Below are 24103 nucleotides of genomic sequence, written 5' to 3'. Positions count from 1 at the left end.
GCAGTTTCTCGCAACAGCCATGCTAGGAATCGCTAATATAATCAGTACCCAGAAGAGACGCATTTATTATCCTCTCGTCTTTTGGAGTGGAAAATATGGCAAAAGCAGCGCGAAGGTTCTCGGGTATCGGCGCATTTCCACCGTAAAATCGTGCCACCTCCTCGTCGAGTTATCCATTTCCTCTCGCCATAAGAATATAAAACTAGAAGCGCAGATGCGCGCTGACTAAAACGTGGCCCGCAAGACAAGATGGCCCCACACCGGCAGCTGCCTGTGGTTCCATGAAATTTTGTGTCAAAAATTGAGTGGGGTTGCTCCTTACCCAAAACCGAGACCGCTTAGTAACTGCTTCCTAGCACTGGGGACGGTGATACATTTAGCAAGAAAATTTGTCAACCGGAAGTCAGCAGCTCTCTCCCATGCCCGAACTCCCCGAAGTAGAAACCACCCGGCGCGGCCTGGAGCCGCATCTGCTGGGGCGGCGCATCCACGGCGTGATCCTGCGCCGGCCGGATCTGCGCTGGCCGATCCCGCCGGAGGTGGCGCAGCAGTTGCCGGGGCAGCGCATCGACGGCATCCGCCGCCGCGCCAAATACCTGCTGATGGACACCGACGCCGGCAGCGCGCTGCTGCACCTGGGCATGTCCGGCAGCCTGCGCGTGCTGCCCGGGGACACGCCGCCGCGGGCGCACGATCACGTCGACATCAGCCTGGAAGACGGGCGCGTGCTGCGCTTCAACGATCCGCGCCGCTTCGGTTGCCTGCTGTGGCAGGCGCCGGGGCAGGTGCATCCGTTGCTCGAGGAGCTGGGGCCGGAGCCGCTGTCGGACGAATTCGACGGCGATTACCTGTTCCGGCGCAGCCGTGGCCGGAGTGCGCCGGTAAAGACGTTCTTGATGGACCAACGCGTCGTGGTCGGAGTCGGGAACATCTATGCCGCTGAAAGTCTGTTCCAGGCAGGAATCAGTCCGCTGCGCGAGGCCGGGGAGGTCTCGCGGGCACGCTATGCGCGCCTGGCCGAGGCGGCCAAGGCGATCCTCGGCTATGCCATCGCCCGCGGCGGCACCACCTTGCGCGACTTCATCAGCCCGGACGGGGCGCCCGGCTACTTCGAGCAGGAGCTGGCGGTCTACGGCCGTGAAGGCGAGGCCTGCAAGCGCTGCGGGCGGCCGCTGCGCCATGCCAGCATCGGCCAGCGCGCCAGCGTCTGGTGCGGGAGCTGCCAGCGCTGACGGACGGCAGCCGCTGGCCGCCGGCGCGCGCTATAGTCCGCGCGACTCCCGGCCGGAGGAGAGACCGCCGTGGTAGAGACCGCCCCCGAGATCACCGTGTGGCTGGATGCCGCGCGCGGCGGCGACCGCGAGGCACTCGATCGCGTGCTCAGCACGCTCTACCAGGAACTGCACAGCATGGCCCGGCGCCAGTTGGCCGGGCAGCAGGCGCAGACACTGGATGCGACCTCGCTGGTCCACGAGTCCTATCTGAAGCTGCTCGGCGCGCACGGCATGGCCCGTTTCGACGGCCGCGCGCATTTCTTCGCCTACGCCGCCTCGGCGATGCGCAGCGTGGTGGTGGACTACGCGCGCAACCGCCTGACCCGCAAGCGCGGCGGCGATCTCAAGCGCGTCGCCGAGATCCCCGAGGACAGCGGCGGGGTGCGCCTGGACGAGGACCTGCTGGCGCTGGACGTGGCGCTGGACCGGCTGCAGGCGCTCGACGAACGCCTGGCCAAGGTGGTGGAGCTGCGCTATTTCGCGGGCCTGTCCGAACAGGAGATCGCCGAGCTGATGCAGCGCTCCGAACGCAGCATCCGCCGCGACTGGCAGAAGGCGCGCATCTTCCTGCTGGCGGCGATGCAGGATCACTAGGACCGACCGGAGCACCGCATGGACGCGCTGCAGTGGCAACGCCTGTCGCCGTTGCTCGACGAATTGCTGGATCTGACCCCGGAGGCGCGCGCGGCGCGGCTGGCGCAGTTGCACGCGCAGGATCCGGCCAGTGCAGACGACCTGGTGCGCATGCTGGCGCTGGACGCGGCCGGCTCGGACCTGCTCAGCGAGCCGTTGCTGGCCACCGCCACCGAGTGCCTGTGTGCCGGTAGCCGGATCGGGCCGTATGCGCTGGAGCGGTTGCTCGGCGAAGGCGGCATGGGCCAGGTCTGGCTGGCGCAGCGCGCCGATGGCCTGTACCAGCGCCAGGTGGCGCTGAAGCTGCTGCGCCCCGGCTATGCCGATGCCGCGCTGCGCCAGCGCTTCACCCGCGAACGCGAGATCCTGGCGCGGCTGGAGCATCCACACCTGGCGCGCTTGCTCGACGCCGGCATCGCCAGCGACGGGCGCCCGTACCTGGCCTTGGCCTATGTCGAAGGCGAGCCGCTCACCGATTACTGCCAGCGCCTGCACCTGCCGGTCGGCGCGCGGCTGCGGCTGTTCCTGCAGGTGTGCGAGGTGGTCAGCCATGCGCACGCCAACCTGATCGTGCATCGCGACCTGAAGCCGTCCAACATCCTGGTCAACGCCGCAGGCGACGTGCGGCTGCTCGACTTCGGCATCGCCAAGCTGCTCGACACGGAAGCCGACCCCGCGGCCGACGCGCATCCGCGCACCGAAGCGCGCGCGTTCACCCTGCACTACGCCGCGCCGGAGCAGGTGCGCGGCGAGCCGATCACCACGCTGACCGACGTGTATTCGCTGGGAGTGGTGCTGTACGAACTGCTCACCGACCAGAAGCCCTACCACCTGCGCCGCAGCAGCGATGCCGAATGGGAGCGCGCGATCCTGGCGGTGGAGGCGCCGCGGCCGTCGGCGGCGGTGGCGCGCGCCGCACAGCAAGGACAACGCGATCCGGCTGAGGCGCGGCGCCTGGCCCGGCGGCTGAGCGGCGATCTGGACAACATCCTGCTCAAGGCGCTGCAGAAGCCGCTGCCGCAGCGCTATTCCTCGGCCGAGGCGCTGGCCCAGGACCTGCGCCGCCATCTGCAGGGGCGGACGGTGCAGGCGCGCCCGCAGGGCGTGGCCTATCGCCTGCAGAAATACCTGCAGCGCCATCGCTGGAGCGTGGTGCTCGGCAGCCTGACCGCCGCCGCGCTGCTCGGCGCGGCGGGCGTGGCGCTGTGGCAGGTGCGCGAGGCGCACCGCGAAACCGTGCGCGCGCAGGCGATGCAGGACTTCGTGATCGGCCTGTTCGATCGCGCCGGCAACGCGCAGCGCGGCGACGGCTTCGACCTGCGCGGGCTGCTTGCCAGCGGCGAACAGCGCGGCGAACGCGAACTGCTGCGGCAGCCGCTGGCGCGTGCGGAACTGCAGGGGGTGATCGCGCGCCTGCGCATCGGCCTGGGCGACTATCGCGAAGCCTTGCTGCTGCTGCAACGGCAGCGCGCGTTGCTGGCCACGCAGGACGATGTACCGCTGGCGCTGCGCCTGGAAGCGGCGGCGCAGCATGGGCGCGCGCTGCGCCTGCTGAGCCGTTCGCAGGAGTGCGTGGCGCTGCTGCAGCCGCTGGCGGCGCAGGCGCAGCAAGCGCAGGCGCAGTTGCCGCTGCAGGCCGCGGGGTTCTTCTCGCAACTGGGACGTTGCCGGCGCGTGCTCGGCGAACGCGCGCCGGCGCGGGCCTGGTTCGAGCGCGCGCTGGCGCTGCACCGCGACGTGCTCAAGGACCCGGCCGGCATCGTCGAGAGCATGACCGACATCGCCTCGATGGACAGCGACATCGGCAACACCGATGCGGCGATCGCCGGTTACCTGCAGGCCCTGGCCTTGCTCGACCGCCAGGCCGGCCCGCGGCATCCGCTCAGCGTCAACCTGCTGCGCAGCCTGGGCGTGGCCTACCGCGATCGCGGCGATGTCGACCAGGCCGAGCAGGCGGTGAGCGCGGCGCTGGCGTTGTCGCGCAGCTTGAACGGCGATCGCCACCCGGTCAGCCTCGGGCTGCGGCGCTTGCGGGCGGCGGTGATGATCGACCAGGGCCGGCTGGACATCGCCGAGCGCGAACTGCGCGCCGCGCATGCGCTGACCGTGGAGCGGCTGGGCCCCACACACCGCGACACCGGCATGAGCTGGAGTTCGCTGGCGATGCTGGAACTGGAGCGCGGCCAGGGCGTGCAGGCGATCGCCGACATGGACCGCTCGGTGGCGATCATGCGCGCGCCCGACAGTCAGGCGCTGCTGCCGTACATGCTGCTCAACCAGGGCCTGGCGCTGTCGGCGGCGGGCCGCCACCGCGATGCGCTGGCGCCGCTGTACGAGGCGCGCGCGCGCTGGATCGCGCAGCTCGGCCAGAACAACCCGGCGGTCGGCGACAGCGAGCGGCTGATCGCCGAGGCGCGCGCTGCGCTCGGCGAACCGCGGCAGGCCGATGCGCTGCTGGCGCAGGCGCTGCGCCGCACCGAGGCCGGTTACGGCCCGACCCATCCGCGCACGCGCGCAGTGCGCGTGGCCTGGGCGCGCAACCTGGGCCGGCTCGGCCGCGACGCGCAGGCGTTGCACGAGCTGGAGGCGCAGGCGCGGCAGGGCGGCGACGGCATCGAAAGCCGCAAGCTGCGCTGGCGCGCCCGCGCCTATGCCGCCGAGCTGCATTGCCAACGCCGCGGAGGTGCGGGCGACGGGCGTGGCGAACTGCAGGCGCTGCAGCGCGAACTGGCGCAGGCGCAGCCGCAGGGCGGCACGCTGGTGCACGAGGTGGAGGAGCTGCGTGCCGCATGCGCTCCGCCGGCGGCGTTGACCGCGGCGCGCTGAGTCCTGCTGCGGCGGCGGCGCGACGCCGGCCGCTCCCGGCGCAGTGGCGGGTCCAGCCGACGGCGGCCTGGCATCGCCGCCCCGAACCGCCGGCGATCGCCGCTACCATGGGCCATCGCCCTTCGATCCGCCGCGCCGTGCCCGTCCGCCATATCCTGTTCCTGTGCGCCCGCAACCGGCTGCGCAGCCCGACCGCCGAACAGCTTTTCGCCGACTGGCCGGGCATCGAGACCGCGTCGGCGGGAGTCAATGCCGATGCCGATAGCGCGGTGACGCCGGAGCTGCTGGCCTGGGCCGACCTGATCTTCGTGATGGAACGGCGCCACCGCAGCAAGCTGTCGGCCGCGTTCCAGCGGCACCTGAGCGGCAAGCGCATCGTCTGCCTGGACATTCCCGACGACTATGCGTTCATGGATCCGGCGTTGGTCCGGCGGCTGCAGCAAGCGGTGACGCCGCATCTGCCGCGGCGTCATCCGGCGCTCTGAGCGGCACGCGGCGTGGCCGCGCGGCGCAAACCGCCGCCTGACGCCACGAGCGCGGCAGCGAGCTCCTCACTTGCCGCGCGGTCGCACGGCGCCGCTCGCTGCGACCGTGCCAGTGACCCCTGCAGTGTCTACGCCACCTCGTCTCGAGAAGCGGCGGAGCTGTGGCGTCTGCCCGAGGACTTCACCAGCCGCGACCCAACTCGCCACGGCCGTCGTCTTCGCTGCTGCTACAGCTGCAGGTGTCCGATCAGCCCGCTGCCGAAGCTGCGCGCTCTCCTGCGCCAGCCGCGTCCGCCGGTTTGCGCCCAGCGGCAACGGCCGCGGCGCGCATACGCAACCGGCCGACTGTCGCCGCGGCCGCAGAGTCGCCACAATCGGGCTTCCTTCCTCGATCGCAGGTTCGCCATGCGCACCGATACGCAGAATGGACGACGGCGCCCGCGCGCGGCGCTGCTCGCGCTACTCGGCGCCTGGCCGTTGCTCGCCGCCGCGGCCCCGGCAACCGCGCCTGACGCCGCCGCGCCTGCGCCGTGGGTCATGGACAACGGCGTGGTCCGGCTTATGGTCACGCCGACTCTGGGCGGGCGCGTGCTGGGCTTCCAGCGCAGCGGCGGGCCGAACCTGATCAAGGTCGGCGACGCGGTGCAGCGCCAGCCGCTGCCGACGGTCAACGCGGCGGCGAACGATATCCCCTATTTCGGCCACGACGTCTGGGTCGGGCCGCAGAACGCCTGGTGGCAGCACCAGGACGCCAATCCGGCGCGGCGCGCGGCGCATGCCAACTGGCCGCCGGATCCGTACCTGAGCTTCGCCACCACCACCGTCACCGCGCGCGCGCCGCGGCGCCTGCAGCTGCGCGGCGTGGACAGCCCGATCAGCGGCGTGCGCCTGCGCAAGACCTTCGCGGTCTCGCCGCAGCGCGCCGACAGCGTGCTGCTGCAGGTGCAGGCGCAGAACGTGCGCAAGACCGCGGTGGCCTGGGACCTGTGGTTCAACACCCGGGTCAGCGCGGCCACGCGGGTGTTGGTGCCGGTCGCGGCCGCCGCCGATATCCGCGTGCAGCCCAGCGATGGCGCCGGCTACGCGCCGCCGCAGTACGTGTTGCAGGACGGGCTGCTGGCGCTGGCGGCCGCGCCGCCGGGCAGCGCCGGACAGCGCGGCAAGCTGCTGCTGCAGCCGTCGGCGGGCTGGATCGCCGCCTTCGCCGGCGGCCAGGCCTGGGTGATCCGCTTCGCGCACCAGCCGCTTGCGCGCATCCATCCCGAGCAGGGCCAAGTCGAGTTCTACCTGGATGCGCCGGCCTCCGATCCGGGCAGTGGCCTGCTGGAAATGGAAGTGCACGCGCCGTACCGGACCCTGGCGCCGGGCCAGACCATGCACGCCGAGGAGCAGTGGACGTTGCTGGACTACACCGGCGGCGACGACCCGGCGCAGCAGCGCAGCTTCCTGTGCCGGCACGCCGCGGCGCTGGCGCTGGCGGGCGCCTGCGTCACGCCCTAGCTCTCGCGTTTAACGCCGCTTGTCTATGATGGAGGCCCTTTCCGCTTCGATCCGGCCCATGCAACGACGCGATTTCCTCAAGAACGCCGCCGCCGCCTTCGCCGCCATGGGCTTGCCCGCGATGCCGATGCTCGGCCAGGCCGCGCCCGCGGTCGGCCTGCGCCGCCTGGGCAAGCCGCAGCCCTTCGATTACGCCTGGCTCAAGGGCCATGCCCGGGCCATGGCCCAGGCGCCCTACCAGAGCCACAAGCGGGTGCTGCCGGGACCGCTGGAGTCGTTGAACTGGGACCAGTACCAATCGATCCGCTACCGCCAGGATCACGCGTTGTGGGCGGTGGACAACGAGTCGAAGTTCCAGGCCAAGTTCTTCCACCTGGGCCTGTACTTCAAGTCGCCGGTGCACATGTTCGACCTGGTCGACGGGCAGGCGCAGGAACTAGCCTACGACGGCGCCGCGTTCGATTACGGCAAGAGCGGCCTGCAGGGCAAGCACCTGCCCAAGGAGCTGGGCTTCGCCGGCTTCCGCCTCAACACCAAACAGGACACCGACCGCGACTTCGCCGCGTTCCTCGGCGCCAGCTATTTCCGCGCGGTGGGCAAGGAAGGCCAGTACGGCCAGTCCGCGCGCGGATTGGCGATCGATACCGGCACCGGCGGCCCGGAGGAATTCCCGGACTTCATCGCCTACTGGCTGGAGCAGCCCAAGGCCGGCTCGGACACCGTGGTGGTGTACGCGCTGCTGGACTCGCCGAGCGTGGCCGGCGCCTACCGCTTCGCGATCACCAACGGCGACGTGCTGCTGATGGACATCGACAGCGCGTTGTATCCACGCAAGACCATCGAACGGCTGGGCCTGGGACCGTGCACCAGCATGTATCAGGTCGGCGAGAACGACCGCCGCATGGACTGGGACTGGCGCCCGGAGATCCACGACACCGACGGCCTGGCGATGTGGACCGGCGGCGGCGAATGGATCTGGCGGCCGCTGTGCAACCCGCCGCAGCTGCGCTTCAACATGTTCGTGGACGAGAACCCGCGCGGCTTCGGCCTGTTGCAGCGCGACCGCAACTTCGACCACTACCACGACGACGGCGTGTACTACGAAAAGCGCCCGTGCCTGTGGGTGGAACCGAAGCAGGGCTGGGGCAAGGGTTCGGTGCAGCTGGTGGAGATTCCCACCATCGACGAGACCTTCGACAACATCGTCGCGTTCTGGAATCCGCAGGACAAGCCGCAGCCTGGGCAGGAACTGCTGTTCGGCTATCGCCTGTACTGGGGCGCGAAGCCGCCAGCGTCCTCGCCGCTGGCGCAATGCGTGGCCACGCGCACCGGCCTGGGCGGCGTGGTCGGGCAGAAGCGCAGCCATTTCTCCTGGCGCTTCGCGGTGGACTTCGTCGGCGGCGAACTGGCCAGGCTCGGCAAGGACAAGGACGCCAAGGTCGAGGCGGTGCTGCAGCTGAGCCGCGGCAGCACCGAGATCGTCTCGGCGCGGCCGCTGCACGAACTCTCCGGCTACCGCGCGATGTTCGACGTGGTGCCGCCGGACGACGGTACGCAGCAGATCGACATCCGCCTGTTCCTGCGCGCCGGCGGCACGCCGCTGACCGAAACCTGGCTGTACCAGTGGACGCCGCCGCCGGCGGCCGAGCGCAAGTTGTATTGAGCGTGGCGGGGGCTGCCGCGTCATGCGCGGCAGCGCCTCGCTGAGTGCAGTGCCCGGCTTCGTTTGTCGCGGCTGAAGCCGCTCCTACAAAAGCTCGCGGCCACCGTGCTGGGTGCACTGTAGGAGGGGTTTCAACCCCGACGCCTGAAATTGCCGGCTTCGCTCGTCGCGGCTGAAGCCGCTCCTACAGTGGCTTGCGGATACCGGCCGGGTGCACTGTGGGAGGGACTGCAGTCCCGACGCTTTTCGCAACGCTACGCATCGGCTGGCTTCGCGCGTCGCGACGGAAGTCGCTCCTACAAGAGGCTCGCAGCAAGGTGCCGGGTGCATCGTGGGAGGGACTTCAGTCCCGACGCGCGACGTGTCCGGCGTCGCGCGTTGCGGCGGCCTCAGGGCTTGGCCGGTTGCGGCGGCTTCGGCGCGGTTTCCTGGGTGATGTCCTCGACATCGCCGATATCCACGCGGCCCGGCGTGCGGCCGTCCCAGACCCGGTCCTGCAGCTTCCAGTACGCCGCCGGTTCCCAGAATTCCTTGGCGTAGAACACTTCCGGATCGACGCTGCCGCCGCGCGGACCGTTGATCTGCAGGCCAGAGGCGCCGGAGTAGCCGAGCATGCTGCCGGTGCTGCGCGACGCTTCGCGGCGCAGTACCGCTTCCTGGCGCGGCTTGGCCACCTGGTCGCCATACGTGGCCAGCATTTTCTTGTCCTGCTTGACCGCGCGCTGCCGCTCTTCGGGCGTCAGCTGGTTCCAGTACTCCATCTTGCGCGTGGTGAAGGCGTCGTAGCCGCGCTCGGAGGCCAGCGCCATCCACAGGAAGCCCATCGCGCGATCCTGCGCGCCGCCCTGGCCTTCCCAGTACATCTCGCCCAGCCGCGCCTGCGACGGCTTGTCGGCGTAGCGCGCGGCGAGCTGGTAGTTCTTCTTGGCCTCGGCGAACTCGCCCTTCTTGTCGGCGCGGATCCCGGCGCGGCGATAGAACAGGTCCAGGTGCGCCTCGAGGAACCCGTCGGTCATCACCTGCGCCGGAATGTCGTCGAAGGTGCGGGCGTTGTCGGCGGCGGCGGCCGGGCCGGACAGCGCCAGCGCAACCGCAACGACCAGCGCGGCGCAGCCGCCGATGGCATATCCCTTGAACTGATGCATAGAACTCTTCCCATGAGTGCGATCGCCGACGATTCTAAATGGGCGTCGCGGCCGCGATCCATAGACTGATGGCCTATGCGGCCGAGGACGGTGTCGACGTTTTCAACCGATGTTCATGGTCGGTGTCGCGTCGACTGCCGCCGAAACGGATCGGCGGATGGATGCACCAAGGCAGTGCATGGCACTCGCGCGGCATTCGCCTGCGCATGCGGTTGAACCGCGAAAAGTGGCGTCGCGTTCGGCCAACGCCGTCTTTCGTCCGCCGCCGCAGCCGTCAGCCGGCGCGGCGGGCCGACTACCGCGGCAACGCGATCTGCAACGGGTCGATGCGGCCCTCGCCGCGCATGATCTTCTTGAACTCGGCGCGGCTCACCGACACGTAGCGCTCGTTGCCGCCGATCTCCACCTGCGGGCCGTCCTGCACGGCGTGGCCGTCGGCGTCCACGCGCACGGTCATCGTCGCCTTGCTGCCGGTGTGGCAGATGGTCTTGATCTCCTGCAGTTCGTCGGCCCAGGCCAGCAGGTACTGGCTGCCCTCGAACAGCTCGCCGCGGAAATCGGTACGCAGGCCGTAGCACAGCACCGGGATGCGCAGCCGGTCGACCACCTCGCTGAGCTGCCAGACCTGCGCGCGGCTGAGGAACTGCGCCTCGTCCACCAGCACGCAATGCAGCGCGCCGTCGCGGGCGATATCGTCCTGCAGCAGCGCAAGCAGGTCGGTGTCGGGCACGAACGTGTTGCCATCGGCGCGCAGGCCGATGCGCGAGGCGACCACGCCGCTGCCGTCGCGGTGGTCCAGGCGCGGGGTCAGGATCGCGGTGCGCATGCCGCGCTCGCGATAGTTGTGCGCCGACTGCAGCAGCGTCGTGGTCTTGCCGGCGTTCATCGCCGAATAGTAGAAGTACAGTTTCGCCATGCTCCGATTCTAGCGCGGTGGCCGGCCCCGTCGCAGTCCGGAGGCGCGCGGGAAAACCCGTTCAGCGCCAGCGCGGCGGCGCGGTCCTCGCCACCGGCCGGCGCCCGCTACAATGCGCGGCCCAGGGAAGTCTTCATGCACGGTCTCAATCCCCCCCAACGCGCCGCGGTGCTGCATTGCGAAGGCCCGTTGCTGGTGCTGGCCGGCGCCGGCAGCGGCAAGACCCGCGTGATCGTGGAAAAGATCGCGCACCTGATCGCCACCGGCCGCTACCCGGCCAAGCGCATCGCCGCGATCACCTTCACCAACAAGTCGGCCAAGGAAATGCGCGAGCGCGTGGCCAAGCGCATCCGCGGCGACGCCGCCGATGGCCTGACCATCTGCACCTTCCACGCGCTGGGACTGAAATTCCTGCAGATCGAGCACGCCGCGGTCGGCCTCAAGCGCGGCTTCTCGATCTTCGACGCCGACGATGCCGCCGCGCAGATCAAGGACCTGATGCATGGCGCCAAGCCCGATGCGATCGACGACGCCAAGAACCTGATCTCGCGCGCCAAGAACGCCGGGCTGTCGCCGGAGCAGGCGATGGCCGCGGCGCGCAGCAACCGCGAGCAGGAAGCGGCCAGCCTGTACGAGCGTTACCAGGCGCGGCTGAGCACGTTCAACGCGGTGGACTTCGACGACCTGATCCGCCTGCCGGTACAGGTGCTGGAGGAGAACGAGGACATCGTCATGGCCTGGCGCGAGCGCATCGGCTACCTGCTGGTGGACGAGAGCCAGGACACCAACGACGCGCAGTACCGGCTGCTGAAGATGCTGGCCGGCCCGCGCGGCAACTTCACCTGCGTGGGCGACGACGACCAGAGCATCTACGCCTGGCGCGGCGCCAATCCGGAAAACCTGATGCAGATGGGGCGCGACTATCCGGCGCTGCAGATCGTCAAGCTGGAACAGAACTACCGCTGCTCCAACCGGGTGCTGCGCGCGGCCAATGCGCTGATCGCGCACAACCCGCACGAGCACCTGAAGACCCTGTGGAGCGACCAGGCCGACGGCGAGCGCATCCGCGTGTGGGAATGCCGCGACAGCGAGCACGAGGCGGAGAAGGTCGCCGCCGAGATCGCCTACCTGGGCACCGCCAAGCAGGTGCCGTGGAGCGATTTCTGCATCCTTTTCCGCGGCAACTTCCAGTCGCGGCCGCTGGAAAAGGCCTTGCAGATCGCCGGCGTGCCGTACCACATCACCGGCGGCACCGCGTTCCTGGAACGGCAGGAAGTGAAGGACGTGCTGTCGTGGCTGCGGCTGCTGGTCAATCCCGACGACGATGCCGCGTTCCTTCGTGCGGTGCAGGCGCCCAAGCGCGAGGTCGGCGCGACGTCGCTGGCCAAGCTGGCGGAACTGGCGTCGGCGAAAAATCTACCGATGTCGCGCGCGGCCGAGTCGATGGGCGCGCTGCAGCAGCTGCCGCCGCGCGCGGCCAACGGCCTGAGCGATTTCGTCGACGTCCTGCATGACTTGCGTACCGCCTCGCTGACCCTGTCCTCGGCCGACGTGGTGCGCCAGCTCGCCGAGCAGTCGGGGCTGATCCGCGAACTGCGCAGCCAGTGCAAGGACGAAACCACCTTCCAGCGCCGCCGCAGCAACCTGGAAGAACTGGCCAAGTGGTTCGAGGGCGGCCCGCGTGGCGCCACCGTCGGCGATCTGGCGGCGCAGCTGGCGCTGCTGTCGCGCAACGACAAGGACGACGGCGGCAACCAGGTGCGAATGATGACGATGCACGCGTCCAAGGGCCTGGAGTTCCGCTACGTGTTCATCGTCGGCTGCGAGGACGGCGTGCTGCCGCACGAGGTCAGCCTGGAGGAGGGCAACCTGCAGGAAGAGCGGCGCCTGCTGTACGTGGGCATCACCCGCGCCAAGGAACAGCTGTGGATGAGCTACAGCAAGCTGACCCGCAAGTTCGGCGAGCACATCCGGCTCAAGCCCAGCCGCTTCTTCGACGAGATCCCGGCCGAGGAAATGCAACGCGACGGCGCCGATCCGGTGGCCGACGCCGAGCGCAAGAAGGAGCGCGCCAATGCGGGGCTGGCGGCGATCCAGGCGTTGTTTGATTGACGGCGGGGATTGGGGAGTGGGGATTCGTAAAGGCGGTTGTGCGTGGTGCCGCGGTTGGCGGGTTCTGATGTAGCGCGGGTATATGCTGGAGTTCCCTTCTCCCTGCGGGAGAAGGTGCCCCGAAGGGGCGGATGAGGGTACGGGCGCAGCCTCGTGCACTCAAACTCAGCGAGACGCTTCGCGCCGGACCCTCACCCCAACCCCTCTCCCGAGGGGAGAGGGGCTCAAAAACAGGTGCTTGTACATGGCTGGCCGAGTGCACTGTAGGAGGGGCTTCAGGCCCGACGCTTCTTCTCAGCACGACGGGGATTGCAGCTTCGCGCGTCGCGACTGAAGTCGCTCCCACAAGAAGCGGTGTCGCCGGAGGCTGCGGCTCTTTCAAGTGCAGCTGCTTGGCTGGCGCTCGCCGGTAGCTGGCTGGGTGCACTGCGGGAGGGACTTCAGTCCCGACGCTGTTTCACTTGGTTGTGGGAGTGCTGGCTTCGTTTGTCGCGACTGATGGCCCAAGGCGACCCAGAATCGCTCCCCACAAAAAGAAGAGGCTGCTTTCGCAGCCCCTACATGCATCAGTTCGCAGCCCTGCTTACGACGACAGATGCTCGATCGCGGCGACGCTACCGAGGCGATCGCCCAGGCGCTTGAGCAGGGCCAGGCGGTTGCCGCGGATCGCCGGGTCCTCGACGTTGACCATCACCCCGTCGAAGAACGCGTCCACCTGCGGCCGCAGCCGCGCCAGGAAGTTCAGCACGGTGACGTAATCGTGCTGGCGCAGGGCGCCGTCGGTTTCCACGATCGCCGCTTCCACCGCTTCGGCCAGCGCGCTTTCGGCCGGCTCGCGCAGCAGGGTCGAGTCGATCTGCCCAGGAATCGCGCCCTCGGCCTTGCGCAGGATGTTGCGGATGCGCTTGTTGGCTGCAGCCAGCGCCTCGGCTTCCGGCAGCGTGGCGAAGATGCCGATCGCATCGATGCGGCGGTCGAAGTCGTAGAGCGATCCGTGGGTGGCGGTCGCGGCTGAAGCCGCTCCTACAGAAGCTGCGCTTCCTTCAACCCCGACCGAGAACAAGGCCGCCACCGCGTTGAAATGCGTGGCCGGCACGCCCTTGTCGGCGTAGTAGCCGCGCAGGCGGTCGAGGATGAAGTCGTAGACCTCTTCAACCTGCTCCAACGATACCCCGCCCACCTGAGACTGCATCGGCGATGTTTCCGCTCCTTTCCGCTTTGCTTCGTTGGCGGCTTCTACTTTCTTCATTACCGCGGTTAGGCGAATGGCTTCCATTGCACGGGTTGCTGCATCGGTCAGCAGCACCTTCAGACTCACATCAAACCCACTCTCAATCACCGTCCGCGCCAACCCCAGCGCATTGCGTCGCAGCGCGAACGGGTCCTTGTTGCCGGTCGGCTTCAGCCCCGCGGCAAACCCACCTGCCAGGGTGTCCAGGCGCTCGGCGATGGCCAGCACCTTGCCCAGCGGCGACAGCGCGATGTCGTCGCCGGCGAAGCGCGGCTGGTAGGCCTCGTCGATCGCCAGCGCGATCTCGCCCGGCTCGCCGGCAGCCTTGGCGTAGTGGCGCCCGGCGATGCCCTGCAGTTCGGGGAATTCGTTGACCATGCGCGACTGCAGGTCGTTCTTGCTCAACTCGGCGGCGCGCCGCGCCTGCACAGCGTCCACGCCGACCAGCGGCGCGATCGCCTCGGCCAGCGCGGCCACGCGCTGCACCTTGTCGGCGATGCTGCCGAGCTTGGCCTGGTAGGTCACGCTGGCCAGGCCCGCGCCCATCGCCTCAAGACCCTGCTTGAGGTCCTCGTCGAAGAAGAACTTGGCGTCGGCGAAGCGCGGGCGGATCACCCGCTCGTAGCCCTTGGCCACTTCGGCCACGTCGCGCGAAACGATGTTGGCGATGCCGATGAAGTGCTCGGTCAGCTTGCCGCCGTCGTCGAGCACCGGGAAGAATTTCTGGTTGCTCTCCATCGTCTCGATCAGCGCTTCCTGCGGCACCGCCAGGAACGCCTGTTCGAAATGGCACAGCACCGCCGACGGCCATTCGACCAGGTTCACCACCTGCTCCAGGTTGTCGTCGGAGATGCGCGCGCTGCCGCCGGCCTGGCGCGCGGCCTGCTCGACCTCGGCGACGATGCGCGCGCGGCGCGCATCCGGATCCACCAGCACCTGCGCCGCCTGCAGCGCGGCCACGTAGTCGCCCGGCTGCGCCAGCGCCACCGGCGCATCGTGCAGGAAGCGGTGGCCGCGGCTGACCCGGTCGGCCTGCACGCCGAACAGCTGCACCGGCACCACGTCGTTGCCGAACAGCAGCACCAGCCAGTGCACCGGCCGCGCGAAACCGTAGTCGTGGTCGCCCCAGCGCATCGGCTTGGGGATCGGCATCGCCGCGATCGCTTCGCGCAGGATCTCCGGCAGCAGCGCGGCGGTCTGCGCGCCCGCGTTCACCGCGCGGTGAACGAAACGCTCGCCCTTGGCGTCGCTGGTGCGCTCCAGCGCGGTCCAGTCGATGCCGGCCTTGGCGGCGAAGCCGGCCAGCGCCTTGGTCGGCTGGCCATCGGCGTCCAGCGCGATGTTGAGGTAGGGGCCGAGTACTTCCGAACGCTGCTCCGGCTGCTCGGCGGCCACGCCCGGCAGCAGCACCGCCAGCCGCCGCGGGGTGGACAGCGGCTTGGCGTCGCCGCGTTCGACCGCGATGCCGCGCTTCTCCAGCCCGGCGATCACACCGTCGAACAAGGCCTGCGCCAGACCCGGCAGCGCCTTGACCGGCAGTTCCTCGGTACCCAGTTCGATCAGCAGGGGATGTAGTGCGCTCATGTGTCAGACCTTGCTAGCGGTTCCCTTCTCCCTGCGGGAGAAGGTGCCCCGAAGGGGCGGATGAGGGTACGGCGGAGCCTTTGGAGTTTGGGAGTGGCAGGTTCTCGTGCCGGCGTACCCTCACCCCAACCCCTCTCCCGGAGGGAGAGGGGCTCTACAGCCTCAGCGCTTCACGCCGGGGAAGCCCAGCTTCTCGCGTTGCGCGTGGTAGGCCTTGGCCACCGCCTGCGCCAGCGCGCGCACGCGCAGGATGTAGCGCTGGCGTTCGGTCACCGAGATCGCGCGGCGCGCGTCGAGCAGGTTGAAGGCGTGGCTGGCCTTGGTCACCTGCTCGTAGGCCGGCAGCGGCAGGCCCAGCTCGACCAGCCGCTGCGCTTCGCGCTCGCAGGCGTCGAAGCGGTGGAACAGCTCGGCCACGTCGGCATGCTCGAAGTTGTACGCGCTCTGCTCCACCTCGTTCTGGTGGTAGACGTCGCCGTAGGTCACCGGCGCGCCGTCCGGGCCGTAGGTCCACACCAGGTCGTAGACGTTGTCGCAGTTCTGCAGGTACATGCACAACCGTTCCAGGCCGTAGGTGATCTCGCCCAGCACCGGCTTGCACTCCAGGCCGCCGGCCTGCTGGAAGTAGGTGAACTGGGTGACCTCCATGCCGTTGAGCCACACCTCCCAGCCCAGGCCCCAGGCGCCGAGCGTCGGCGATTCCCAGTTGTCCTCGACGAAGCGCAGGTCGTGCACCAGCGGGTCGATGCCCAGCGCCTGCAACGAGTCCAGGTACAGCTGCTGGATGTTGTCCGGGTTCGGCTTCATCGCCACCTGGTACTGGTAGTAGCGCTGCAGGCGGTTCGGATTCTCGCCGTAGCGGCCGTCGGTGGGGCGGCGGCACGGCTGCACGTAGGCCGCGTTCCACGGCTCCGGCCCGAGCGCGCGCAGGAACGTGGCCGGGTGGAAGGTGCCGGCGCCCACTTCCAGGTCCAGCGGTTGGATCAGCACGCAGCCGTGCTGCGCCCAGAACTGGTTGAGGGTCTGGATCAGACCCTGGAACGTGATCGGAACGGACCGGGAGACGGGCATGCAGCAAAGGCCGGCAAAAGGGGTGCGCTAGTATAGCGACCGACTTGCGGGGACTTCCGCGCACCGGACCTGACCATGGATACGCGACCTGCCGCGCAGCCGCCCGCCGTGCCTGTACCCGCCGCCGTGTCGCTGCCGCCGGGGCGCCTGAATTTCGAGCGCGTGGTCGCCGCGCTGCTCGCCGACGGCCTGGTCGCGCCGGCCGAGCGCGGCCGCATGCAGTTCTCGGCGCAGTCCGCGCGCACCGTCAGCGACGTGCATCCGCTGGTGCTGCTGTCCAACCTGAAACTGGCCGCCACCCGCCCGCCGGGCAGCGAACTGGGCCTGGAACGGCTGACCGAATGGCTGGCGCAGCGCTGCGGCCTGCGCTACCTGCGCATCGATCCGACCCGGGTCGACGTGGCCGCGGTCACCGCCGTGGTCTCGCATGCCTACGCGCGCCGCCACCGCATCCTGCCGCTGGCGCTGGACGGCGAACGCCTGCTGGTGGCGACCAGCGAGCCGCTGGCGCTGGACTGGCTGGCCGACGTGCAACACCTGGCGCGGCGCCGGATCGAGATCGCGGTGGTCAACCCGCTGGACCTGCATCGCTACACGATGGAGTTCTTCGGCGTGACCCGCTCGGTACGCGGGGCCAAGGACGGGCGCAACGAGCAGAGCAGCGGCCTGCCCAGCTTCGAGCAGCTGGTGGAACTGGGCCGCGGCGGCGACGTCAACGCCGACGACCACCACATCGTGCACATCGTCGACTGGCTGCTGCAGTACGCCTACGAGCAGCGCGCCAGCGACATCCACCTGGAACCGCGGCGCGAGGCCGGGCGCATGCGCTTCCGCATCGACGGCGTGCTGCACAAGGTGCTGGAAGTGCCGCCGGCGGTGATGACCGCCATCGTCAGCAGGATCAAGGTGCTCGGGCGCATGGACCTGGCCGAGCGCCGGCGCCCGCAGGACGGGCGCATCAAGACCCGCTCGCCGGGCGGGCGCGAGACCGAGATGCGCCTGTCGACCATGCCCACCGCGTTCGGCGAGAAGTGCGTGATGCGCATCTTCGACCCGGACGCGGCGTTCAAGAGTGTGGACCAGCTCGGTTTCAGCGTGCAGGAAGCGGCCGGCTGGGCGGCGCTGGTCGAGCGCCCGCACGGCATCGTGCTGGTCACCGGCCCCACCGGCTCGGGCAAGACCACCACGCTGTATTCCACGCTCAAGCGCCTGGCCACCCCGGACGTGAACGTGTGCAGCGTTGAGGACCCGATCGAGATGATCGCGCCGGAGTTCAACCAGATGCAGGTGCAGACCAACATCGACCTGGATTTCGCCAGCGGCGTGCGCACCCTGCTGCGGCAGGACCCGGACATCATCATGATCGGCGAGATCCGCGACCTGGAAACCGCGCAGATGGCGGTGCAGGCCTCGCTGACCGGGCACCTGGTGCTGTCCACCCTGCACACCAACGACGCGCCCTCGGCGATCACCCGCCTGCTCGACCTGGGCGTGCCGCACTACCTGGTCGCCTCCACCCTCAACGGCGTGCTGGCGCAGCGCCTGGTGCGCACGCTGTGCAGCCACTGCAAGCGTCCGCACACGCTCAGCGACCTCGAATGGGACGCGCTGCGCGAGCCGGGCGAGGCGCTGCCGGACGACCTGCAGGTGCACGCCCCGGTCGGCTGCCTGGAATGCCGCCGCACCGGCTATCTGGGCCGGGTCGGCCTGTACGAACTGCTGCCGGTGACGCCGCGCCTGCGCACGCTGATCCGCGCCGACATGGACCTGGCCGGCTTCAGCCGCGCCGCGCAGGCCGAGGGCGTGCGCAGCCTGCGCCGCGCCGGCCTGGAAAAGGTGGCCGCCGGCCTGACCACCATCGAGGAAGTGCTGTCGGTGCTGCCGCCGCGCGAGTGAGCGCACCGTGGCGTGCGCTGGCGCGTTGCATTGCCGGCAAATTGTCCACCCGCGGCGGCGCCAGCTGCGCTAGAACGGTGGGGCCGTCCGGGGGACGCAAGGGACGGCATGCGGGCCGCGTTTGCAGACCTCGATCGCTGCGTTGCCCACTCCAGTGCGGCAGCGCGCCGCTTTTCGCCTGTGCGTGGCTCTTCCCGTAATGCACGTCAACGGAAGTGCAAGGAGATCGCGCAATGACGACAACCACACTGTATGCCTGGGTGAACCCGGTCGGCGCCGGCGACACCGGCTTCATCCAGCAGGCGCCCCGGCTCAGCGCCCTGGTCGATCACACCTGGGTGACCAGCTACGACAACCGCGAGCACCCGTACACGATCGACGAAGTCCTCGCCCATCAGCAGCAGTATTGGTATTGCTGGGGCGTGTTCCATCCGACCGGGCAGAGCAAGAAATCCCCCGGCGGCTATGCCGGGCAAGCGCAGGCCGACCTCGGCCACGCCAGCTGCCTGTGCCTGCCGAACCAAGCCTCCAGCGACAACCCGCCGGCGCAGGGCACCATCTTCCGCTACGCCATCAACGGCGTCTGCCACCAGCTCGCCAACCAGGTGCTGTGGGCGACCGGCAGCGCCACCACCGCGCCGCTGACGGTGCGCATCGCGCGTGGCTACTGGCTCAGCAATGCGTTGTACGGCACCTATGGCCGCAACTGGCTGTCGAATGCGTGGGAGGAAAAGAAGAACGCCTGTGCGGTCGGTGCCGCGCTGGTCGCCGCGCAGGACACGGACGATTTCACCGCGCGGGTGCACGCCACCGTGGGCGAAGCGCTGACCGCCGATGCGCGCGATGGCGTGCTGCAGATCCGTGATGCCGCGCTCGCCAGGATCGCGGCAGTCGCCGCGCGCGAAACGTTGCGGGCCGACGCCGCCACCAGCCAGGCCGAGGGCGAGGAGATCAACCGCATCGCCCTGGAATTCCAGGACGCAGCGGCCAAGGCCCTTACCCCGGAACAGTACCGGCAGATCTTCGAACTGGATCCCGACGAGCGGCTCACGGTCGTGGATCCGGCGATGCTGGCGTAAAGCCCCTGCGGTCATCAGCGCTGCGTCCATCCGCTCGAGTGGCGCAGCGCTTATGTCAAAACCGACGCGTTGCCACGGCAAACGACTGTCGAGCAGCTGAATTGCGACGCGCGACAGCCGTGCAGTGCGGCGCAGGCTTGGAAAAAGCCGCGAAGGTCTGTCTACAATCGGGTCGACCCCACCCGAGTTGCCGCCCGCCGATGACGCCTGCGCCCTTCCTGATCCTCGAAACCGGCGAGCCGGTGGCGACGATGCGGCGCTATGGGCGCTTCCCGCACTGGATCCGCGTCGCCGCCGGCCTGGCCGAGCGCGACACGGTGGTCGCCAATGTCGCCGGCGGCGCCGCATTGCCCGCGCGCACGGGCTTTGCCGGGATCATCGTCACCGGCTCGGCCGCCTTCGTCACCGACCGCGCCGACTGGAGCGAGCGCTCGGCCGACTGGCTGCGCGAGGCCGCCCACGCCGGCACGCCGCTGCTGGGCATCTGCTACGGGCATCAGCTGCTGGCGCATGCGCTGGGCGGGGAGGTTGCCTACAACCCGGCCGGGCGCGAATCGGGCACCGTGCACATCGACTTGCATCCGCCGGCGTTCGACGATCCGCTGTTCGCCGGCCTGCCCGAACGCTTCCCGGCCCACGCCACGCACCTGCAGACGGTGCTGCGCGCGCCGGCCGGCGCCACCGTGCTGGCGCGCTCGGCGCAGGACCAGTGCCATGCGTTCCGCTGGGGCGAGGCGGCCTGGGGCGTGCAGTTCCACCCGGAATTCGCCACCCACCACATGCGCGGCTACGTGCACGCCCGCGCCGAGTGTCTACGCAGCGCCGGCCGCTGCGCCCGTACCATCGCCCGCGAGGTCAGCGCCGCGCCGCTGGCGCGCAAGCTGCTGCGGCGCTTCGTTCAGCACGCGCGCGGCCAGCAAACCGCCGGCGGCCTGGCAAAACCGCGATAATCTGTACAGGCGCCGCGCTGTACGGCGTTCCCCCACTTCGGATTGGCAATGATCGAGATTCGCAAGCTGCCGGCCTCGGCCGGCGCGGAATGGCTGTTGAGCGGTATTGCGCTGCTGCGCCGGGCGCCGCTGGCGCTGGGCCTGCTGGGCGTGATCTGGGGCCTGGCGGCGCTGTTGGCGCTGCTGATGGGCGCGCTGAACCCGACCCTGGGCATGCTGGCGCAATTGCTGCTGGGCTTGGCAGGACCGCTGCTGTTCGGCGGCTTGGTGTGGGCGGTGCGCGAAGTGGACCTGGGCCGCGTCGCGCAGCCGGCGCACCTGCTGCAGGGGTTGCACGACGGCCGCGCGCCGCGCCTGCTGGTGGCGCTGCTGCCGCAGGTGCTGGTCGGCCTGGCGCTGGGCGCGCTGGCCCTGGTGGTGGTCGGCCAGAGCGGCTGGGAGCAGCTGGGCACGGTGATGAACAAGCTCAACGAACTCGGCCAGTCCAGCGCCCAGCCGGATCCGGCGCAGGTCGAGCAGCTGGTGGCCACGCTGCCGGCGATGCGCATCCTGCTGTGGCTGCTGATGGTGTTCGTCGGCTTCGTGGCGGTGACGCTGACCCTGTTCGTGCTCGCCCCGCAGGTGATGTTCGACGGTCGCGGCGGCCTGGCGGCGATGCGCAACAGCCTGCGCGCCTGCCTGCACAACCTGCCGGCGATGCTGGTGTTCTTCATCCTCGCCTTCATCGCGATGTTCGCGCTGTATTTCGCCCTGGTGCTGGTGATCCTGCTGGTGCAGGCGCTGGCCGGGCCGACCATCGCCGCCCTGGTCGCGCAATTGCTGCTGATGGCGCTGGCGATGCCGGCGCTGGCCGGCGCGGTCTACGCGGCCTGGAAGCAGATGTTCGTGCACAGCGGCGACGCCGCGCCGGCGGTGCCGCCGCCGCCTTCCAATGTGTTTGCGGCTTAAGGGCCGGGATTTGGGAGTCGGGATTGGGGATTCGTAAAAGCGGGAGCTGACGGTTTCCCGGTCGTCGCTTTTGCAGAGCTCTAGCCTTGCCAGGTCGTCGCATCTGTAGGAGAGGCTTCAGCTCCGACGCTTTCGGCTTCGTGGATTGCCGCGATTGACGAAGCATGAGGTTCCTGGAGCCGCGCTACATGGCGAAGGCGCGGCCGCCCCGGCCTTTGCGAATCTCTAATCCCGAATCTCGGCTTCAGACGGCTTCTTGGTTACCGCACTAGCCGCAATGATGCCGATCTCGTACAGCAGGCACATCGGGATCGCCAGCATCAGCTGCGAGACCACGTCCGGCGGGGTCAGCACCGCGGCCAGCACGAAGATGCCGACCACCGCGTAGCCGCGGCCTTCGCGCAGTTGCTGCGGGGTGACCCAGCCGAGCAGGGCCAGGATCACCAGCGCCACCGGCAGCTCGAAGCTGGCGCCGAAGGCGAAGAAGATCGCCAGCACGAAATCCAGGTAGGCGCCGGCGTCCGGGGTGAGCTGGATGATGTCCGGCTTGAACGTGGTCAGGAAGTGGAACACCGCCGGCAGCACCAGGAAATAGGCGAAGGCGCAGCCCACGTAGAACAGCAGCACCGCCGAGGCCAGCAGCGGCAGCGCCAGGCGCTTCTCGCGCTGGTACAGGCCCGGGGCGACGAACGCCCAGGCCTGGTACAGCAGCCACGGCACGGCGATGAACACGCCCACGAAAAAGGTCAGCTTGAGCGGCGCGAACACCGCGCCGGCCGGGTGGGTGGCGATCACGCTCTGCCCGATCGGCAGCTGCGCCAGCATCGGCGCGGCCAGCCAAGTGTAGATGGGCTTGGAGAACGGCAGCAGCGCCAGCACCACCACGCCCAGGCCGAGCAGCGCGCGCACCAGGCGCGCGCGCAATTCGACCAGATGCTCGATCAGGCTGCTTTCGGCTTCCGGATTCATCGCGGCGCCTCAGGATCGCCGTTGGGCGGTGCGGCGCCAGGCGCCGGCGGTGTGTGGGCCGGCTCGTGCGCGGCGGGCGGCGGTGCGTCGCTTGCTGCGTGCGGATGCGGATGCGCGGCTGGCGCCGCTGGCGCGGTAGCCGGCACCGCGGGGGCAGCGGCGGGAGCGCCCGACGGCGGCAAGGCTTCCGGCGCTGGCGCCGTCGGCTGCGGTTCGCTGCCCGCAGGCGCGGCCTCGGCGAGCGGTTCCGGTCCGGTCGGGTCGATCTCGCGGCGCAGCGCGTCGGTTTCGCGCTGCAGCTGTTGGCCGCTGTCGCGCAACTGCGTTTCGGCCTGGCGCAACGAGGCCTGCACGTCCTGCAGGCTGCGCTTGAGTTCCTCGGCTTCCAGTTCGCGCTCCAGTTCCTGCTTCACCGAATCCCACTGCGCGCGCGCGCGGCGCACCCACAGGCCGGCGAAGCGCGCTGCCTTGGGCAGGCGTTCCGGGCCGAGCACCACCAGCGCCACCACTGCGATCAGCAGCAGTTCGCTGAATCCGATATCGAACACGCCGACAGCGTCCTATTCAGCGCGCGTCGCGGTCGCGCTCGGCCTGGGTCTCGCGGGACTGCTCGCTGCTGCGCGACTCGTCGCCGAGCTGGCCGGCGGGTTTGTCCTCGTCGCGCATGCCTTTCTTGAATTCCTTGACCGCACTGCCCAGATCCTTGGCGCCGCTGGTCAGCCGCTTGGTGCCGAACACCAGCAGCACGATCACCAGCACGACAAGCCAGTGCCAGATGCTAAAACCGCCCATGATCCGCTCGCAGAGAAGTCGTAAGGAATAAAGAGGATAACGCACCGCGCCGCGGTACGTTCAGTGCTGCACGCCGTACCGCGGATTCTAGCGGTTGCCGTCCAGCGATTCGGTGCGGATCTCGCCTTCGGACACCGGCTGGAAGCCGCCCTGTGGCGGCGGCGTCTGCGGCGGAGCCTGCAACGGTGCGGTGCTGGCGCCGTCGGCGGCAGCGGGTTCGGCGACCGGCGGCGGTGCGGCCTGCGCCGACGATTGCGGCCGCGGCGGCGGCGGCGCCGTGGCGGAACGCCCGGCGCTGTCGGTGCCGCGGTTCTGCCGCGCGGCGTAGGTGGCTTCCTCGAGCTTGTCGCGGAAGGCGACCACGTCGTTGGACGGCAGGCCGGTGGTGCGGCCTTCGAAGATCATGCGCGGGGTGGTGTTGCTGCCGTACACGTTGAGGTCGGCGGCATCGTCGATCTGCAGCGCCGCGCCGTCCAGCGCCACGCCGGCGAACAGGCCGCGCGCACGCGACCACGACCAGATCTCGGCCTTGAGCTGGCCGTCGGTGGCGGCCGACGCGTTGCGCCCGACCGGGCCGGCAGCGACGCCGGCATCGGCGCCGAGGGTGAACTTGCCGTTGACGATGTTGTCCAGGCTGCGGTCGTTGCGGAACACCAGCACCACGTCGGAGGACTGCACGCCGACCTGGAAGCCGATGCTGCCGCCGGTGAGCTTGACGAATACCGGGTTGGACCAGGTGCCGTCGGGACGCTTGACCGACATCAGGCCGTGGCCGCGGCGGCCGCCGATGACCAGGCCGGCCTTGAGCGTGTCCGGGATCACCACGATCGCGCGGCCCTCGTCGAGCAGCTTGTCGGGGATGGATTGCTCCGGGATCTCCTGGATGTCGCTCAGCACGCGCAGCGCGTTGCGGGCGCGCTCGTCTTCTTCCGGGCCGGCCACGGCGTGGCCGACGAACAGCGTGGTACTCAACAACAGGGCGAGGCGCGGCAGGCGGGGCATGGCGGGCTTCCGAAATAGGTCCGCAGC

At 69.5% G+C, this 24103-nt stretch carries 19 protein-coding genes; 11 read left to right on the top strand and 8 right to left on the bottom strand.

From position 1 onward, the window contains the following. Positions 1–419: 419 nt before the first annotated feature. From mutM to HEP75_RS22010, 6 genes are all read left to right on the top strand, one after another. The gene (gene mutM / locus HEP75_RS22035; RefSeq protein ID WP_185824966.1) at positions 420–1232 is read left to right on the top strand and encodes a bifunctional DNA-formamidopyrimidine glycosylase/DNA-(apurinic or apyrimidinic site) lyase; all 813 of its coding nucleotides are present in this window, start codon (positions 420–422) and stop codon (positions 1230–1232) included. A 69-nt stretch (positions 1233–1301) separates the two neighbouring features. Next, positions 1302–1868, top strand: coding sequence for an ECF-type sigma factor (locus HEP75_RS22030; RefSeq protein WP_185824965.1), 567 nt, complete (start codon positions 1302–1304; stop codon positions 1866–1868). Between the two features lie 18 nt (positions 1869–1886). Further along, positions 1887–4733: a serine/threonine-protein kinase gene (locus HEP75_RS22025; RefSeq protein WP_185824964.1), complete on the top strand. Its 2847-nt coding sequence runs from the start codon at positions 1887–1889 to the stop codon at positions 4731–4733. 137 nt (positions 4734–4870) lie between these two features. Next, positions 4871–5218: a low molecular weight protein tyrosine phosphatase family protein gene (locus HEP75_RS22020; RefSeq protein WP_255423943.1), complete on the top strand. Its 348-nt coding sequence runs from the start codon at positions 4871–4873 to the stop codon at positions 5216–5218. A gap of 537 nt (positions 5219–5755) precedes the next feature. Then, positions 5756–6718 carry a DUF4380 domain-containing protein gene (locus HEP75_RS22015; RefSeq protein WP_185826706.1) on the top strand — a complete coding sequence of 321 codons (963 nt, stop codon included), beginning with the start codon at positions 5756–5758 and terminating at the stop codon, positions 6716–6718. Positions 6719–6776: 58 nt separating this feature from the next. After that, positions 6777–8381 (top strand): glucan biosynthesis protein D, encoded by a 1605-nt coding sequence (locus HEP75_RS22010; RefSeq protein ID WP_185824963.1) that lies wholly within the window; start codon positions 6777–6779, stop codon positions 8379–8381. A gap of 389 nt (positions 8382–8770) precedes the next feature. Here HEP75_RS22010 and HEP75_RS22005 read toward each other — a convergent pair whose 3' ends face one another. After that, on the bottom strand, positions 8771–9526 hold the full coding sequence (locus HEP75_RS22005; RefSeq protein WP_185814617.1) for a sel1 repeat family protein: 756 nt from the start codon (positions 9524–9526) through the stop codon (positions 8771–8773). A 295-nt stretch (positions 9527–9821) separates the two neighbouring features. Next, complete coding sequence (locus tag HEP75_RS22000; RefSeq protein WP_185814616.1) at positions 9822–10442, bottom strand: thymidine kinase; 621 nt, start codon at positions 10440–10442, stop codon at positions 9822–9824. A 135-nt stretch (positions 10443–10577) separates the two neighbouring features. On the opposite strand from HEP75_RS22000, the gene rep reads away from it, so the two are divergent. After that, a complete protein-coding gene (gene rep, locus HEP75_RS21995) occupies positions 10578–12554 on the top strand; it encodes a DNA helicase Rep (protein ID WP_185814615.1) in 1977 nt (658 codons plus the stop codon). Between the two features lie 583 nt (positions 12555–13137). Here the strand turns inward: rep and glyS are convergent. Both glyS and glyQ read right to left on the bottom strand, forming a co-directional pair. Further along, positions 13138–15369 (bottom strand): glycine--tRNA ligase subunit beta, encoded by a 2232-nt coding sequence (glyS, locus tag HEP75_RS21990; protein ID WP_185824962.1) that lies wholly within the window; start codon positions 15367–15369, stop codon positions 13138–13140. Positions 15370–15531: 162 nt separating this feature from the next. Continuing rightward, the gene (glyQ, locus tag HEP75_RS21985; RefSeq protein ID WP_003469925.1) at positions 15532–16440 is read right to left on the bottom strand and encodes a glycine--tRNA ligase subunit alpha; all 909 of its coding nucleotides are present in this window, start codon (positions 16438–16440) and stop codon (positions 15532–15534) included. A gap of 75 nt (positions 16441–16515) precedes the next feature. On the opposite strand from glyQ, the gene HEP75_RS21980 reads away from it, so the two are divergent. The 4 genes from HEP75_RS21980 (at position 16516) to HEP75_RS21965 (ending at position 21313) form a co-directional block, all read left to right on the top strand. Then, complete coding sequence (locus HEP75_RS21980; protein ID WP_185824961.1) at positions 16516–18336, top strand: GspE/PulE family protein; 1821 nt, start codon at positions 16516–16518, stop codon at positions 18334–18336. A gap of 233 nt (positions 18337–18569) precedes the next feature. Continuing rightward, positions 18570–19415, top strand: a complete 846-nt coding sequence (locus HEP75_RS21975; protein ID WP_185824960.1) for a hypothetical protein — start codon at positions 18570–18572, stop codon at positions 19413–19415. Between the two features lie 200 nt (positions 19416–19615). After that, positions 19616–20365, top strand: a complete 750-nt coding sequence (locus HEP75_RS21970) for a glutamine amidotransferase (protein ID WP_185824959.1) — start codon at positions 19616–19618, stop codon at positions 20363–20365. Between the two features lie 48 nt (positions 20366–20413). Then, positions 20414–21313, top strand: coding sequence for a BPSS1780 family membrane protein (locus tag HEP75_RS21965; RefSeq protein ID WP_185824958.1), 900 nt, complete (start codon positions 20414–20416; stop codon positions 21311–21313). Positions 21314–21538: 225 nt separating this feature from the next. Here the strand turns inward: HEP75_RS21965 and tatC are convergent, their stop codons facing one another. The 4 genes from tatC to HEP75_RS21945 form a co-directional block, all read right to left on the bottom strand. Next, positions 21539–22282 carry a twin-arginine translocase subunit TatC gene (tatC, locus tag HEP75_RS21960; RefSeq protein ID WP_185821605.1) on the bottom strand — a complete coding sequence of 248 codons (744 nt, stop codon included), beginning with the start codon at positions 22280–22282 and terminating at the stop codon, positions 21539–21541. Then, on the bottom strand, positions 22279–22830 hold the full coding sequence (gene tatB / locus HEP75_RS21955) for a Sec-independent protein translocase protein TatB (RefSeq protein ID WP_185824957.1): 552 nt from the start codon (positions 22828–22830) through the stop codon (positions 22279–22281). Before tatB ends, tatC begins: the two co-directional genes overlap by 4 nt. Positions 22831–22846: 16 nt before the next feature. After that, positions 22847–23074 carry a Sec-independent protein translocase subunit TatA gene (gene tatA / locus HEP75_RS21950; protein WP_179570189.1) on the bottom strand — a complete coding sequence of 76 codons (228 nt, stop codon included), beginning with the start codon at positions 23072–23074 and terminating at the stop codon, positions 22847–22849. Positions 23075–23161: 87 nt separating this feature from the next. After that, positions 23162–24076 carry a YSC84-related protein gene (locus tag HEP75_RS21945; protein ID WP_185824956.1) on the bottom strand — a complete coding sequence of 305 codons (915 nt, stop codon included), beginning with the start codon at positions 24074–24076 and terminating at the stop codon, positions 23162–23164. Positions 24077–24103 lie beyond the last annotated feature (27 nt).

It is taken from the genome of Xanthomonas sp. SI (assembly GCF_014236855.1).
Lineage (GTDB): Bacteria > Pseudomonadota > Gammaproteobacteria > Xanthomonadales > Xanthomonadaceae > Xanthomonas_A.
The sequence above is the reverse complement of the archived record's forward strand: the minus strand, read 5'-3'. Positions and strand labels throughout refer to the sequence as shown.